The sequence below is a fragment of the Streptomyces sp. NPDC003016 genome (genome assembly GCF_053591455.1).
On sequence record NZ_JBSFTV010000095.1, the window covers coordinates 1 to 3151 of the forward strand.

Sequence of the window (3151 nt, forward strand, 5' to 3'; positions counted from 1 at the left end):
CCGACCGCCACCTGCACCTGAATGGCGCCGTGTTCCGGAAGGACCAGCGGCGCAGCGAGCGTCAGTTCCTCGACACGGTCGCAGCCGACCTCGTCACCAGCCCGGATCGCCAGCTCCAGCAGAGCCGTCCCCGGAAGGAGCACCTGGCCCATCACCGCATGGTCGGCCAGCCACGGCTGCGCCTGAACGGACAGTCGGCCAGTTACCAACGCGCCTTCAATTCCGGCGAGTTCGACCGTGGCACCCAGGAGCGGGTGTTCGGCGGATTCCAGTCCGGCGGCGCGTACGTCCCCAGAGCCGCCGAGCGGTCCGGCCGGCCAGAACCATTGGCGTTGGAAGGCGTAGGTAGGTACATCGACCCGTCGTGCTCCGGTGAACAACGTCGTCCACTCTGTCGGAACACCCCGCACGTGCAGCTGAGCCAGGGCGGCGAGCACCGTCGAACCTTCAGCCCGGTCCTTGCGCAGTGCCGGTACGGTCACGGCCCCCTCGGACACGGACTCCTGCGCCATGGCGGAGAGCACCCCGTCCGGACCCAGCTCCAGGAACGTCACCACGCCCTGCTCACCGAGGGTGCGGACGCCGTCGGCGAAGCGCACGGCCTCGCGGACGTGGCGCACCCAGTACCCGGCCGAACACAGCTCCTCGGCCGACGCCATACCACCGGTCAGGTTCGACACCACCGGGATGACCGGCTCGGCGTACGACAGACCCTCCGCGACCGCCCGGAACTCCTCCAGCATCGGATCCATCAACGGCGAATGGAACGCGTGCGAGACCCGCAGCCAGGTGGCCTTGCGGCCCTGTTCCTCCAGCCGCGCCGCGACCTCCAGGACCACGTCCTCGTGACCGGAGATCACCACCGACGACGGGCCGTTGACCGCCGCGATCGAAACCTGGCCCTCCCGCTCGGCCAGCAGCGGCAGGACCTCGTCCTCCGTCGCCTGCACCGCGATCATGGCGCCGCCGGCCGGCAGCGCCTGCATCAACCGCGCCCGCGCCACCACCAGACGGACCGCGTCCTCCAGCGAGAACACCCCCGCCACATGCGCCGCCGCGATCTCACCGATCGAATGACCCGCCACGAAGTCGGGCCTGACACCCCACGACTCCACCAGACGGAACAACGCCACCTCGACCGCGAACAACGCCGGCTGAGTGAAGCCCGTCTCGTTCAGCAGGTCCGCATCCCCGCCCCACATCACCTCACACAACGAACGGCCCAACTCACCGTCCAGCAAAGCGAGTACCGAGTCCAGCGCCTCCGCGAACACCGGGAACCGGCCGTACAACTCCCGGCCCATCCCCAACCGCTGCGAACCCTGACCCGAGAACAACACCGCCGAACGGCCACCGACCACCGCACCCGACACCACGGAAGGATCCGGGACACCGGACGCCAAGGCTGCGAGGGCTCGTACCGCATCACCGGAGCCGTCCGGCAGCACCACCGCGCGGTGCTCGAACTTCGACCGGCTCGCGACCAGCGAATACCCGACGTCCACCGGCCGTAGCTCCGGCCGACCCTCCATCGAAGCCAGCAGCTTGGCGGCCTGGCCGCGCAGCGCCTCCGGCGTCTTGCCGGACAGCACCCACGGGGTTGCGTCGAGCTCGGCCGTGGAGGCATCCGTACTGTCAAGGACGGTTCCCTGGATGACGTTCGCCGGCTGCTCCAGGATGACGTGCGCGTTCGTACCGCTGATCCCGAACGACGAGACGCCGGCGCGGCGGGGGCGGCCGGTCTCGGGCCAGGGGGTCGACTCGGTCAGCAGTTCGACCTCGCCCGCCGTCCAGTCCACGTGCGAGGAGGGTGCGTCGACGTGCAGGGTCTGCGGCAGCACACCGTGCCGCATCGCCATCACCATCTTGATGACGCCCGCCACACCGGCGGCCGCCTGGGTGTGGCCGATGTTCGACTTCACCGAACCCAGCAGGAGCGGCTGCTCCGGGTCACGGTCGCGTCCGTACGTCGCCAGCAGCGCCTGCGCCTCGATCGGGTCGCCCAGCGACGTGCCGGTGCCGTGCGCCTCGACGACGTCGACGTCCTCGGCCGACAGCCCGCCACTGGCCAGCGCCTGACGGATCACCCGCTGCTGCGACGGGCCGTTGGGCGCCGTCAGACCGTTGGACGCACCGTCCTGGTTGACCGCACTGCCCCGCACCACGGCCAGAATCTCGTGACCGTTGCGCAACGCGTCCGACTGCCGCTCCAGGAGGAGCATGCCGACACCCTCGGACCAGCCGACACCGTCGGCCGACTCGGAGAACGCCTTGCACCGACCGTCAGGAGCGAGGCCGCGCTGCCGGGAGAAGTCCACGAACACCGCCGGCGTCGACATCACGGTCACGCCACCGGCCAGCGCCAGCGAGCACTCCCCGCTACGCAGGGCCTGCATCGCCCAGTGCATCGCCACCAGCGACGACGAACACGCCGTGTCCACCGTCACCGCCGGACCCTCCAGGCCCAAGGTGTACGACACCCGGCCCGACGCCAGGCTGGGCGAGCTGCCACTGCCCTGGAAGCCCTCGAACTCAGGGCCTGCCAGAACCACGCTGTAGTCGTTGTACATCACACCGGCGAACACGCCGGTCGCGCTGCCCTTGAGCGTGGCCGGGTCGATCCCGGCCCGCTCGATCGCCTCCCACGACGTCTCCAGCAGCAACCGCTGCTGCGAGTCCGTCGCCAGCGCCTCACGCGGCGACATCCCGAAGAACGCCGGGTCGAACTCACCCGCGTCGTGGAGGAATCCACCTGAGCGGGTGTAGGACGTTCCCTTGTGGTCAGGGTCCGGGTCGAAGAGGCCGTCCGTATCCCAGCCACGGTTGGTCGGGAAGGCCGAGATGACATCACTGCCTTCGGTAACCAGTCGCCACAGATCCTCGGGCGAGGTCACGCCGCCCGGATAGCGACAGCTCATCCCCACGACCACGATCGGGTCATCCGCCACTGACCGCGCAGGCGCCGCGATGGGGAGTGCCACGGCCGCATCCACACCGAGCAATTCGTCGAGCAGGTGGGCGACCAATGTCTCCACCGTCGGGTAGTCGAAGACGAGCGTGGCCGACAGCCGTAGCCCGCTGGCGGTGTTGAGCCGGTTGCGGAGTTCGACTGCGGTGAGCGAGTCGAAGCCCAGCTCACGGAAGGCACGTT

The 3151-nt window shown here is 69.5% G+C and carries 1 protein-coding gene; it reads right to left on the minus strand.

Annotation, left to right across the window (positions count from 1 at the left end; all coding sequences use genetic code 11):
- The coding region (locus tag ACWDZ4_RS34995; RefSeq protein WP_451512418.1) for a type I polyketide synthase at positions 1-3151 on the minus strand (3151 nt) is incomplete at both ends.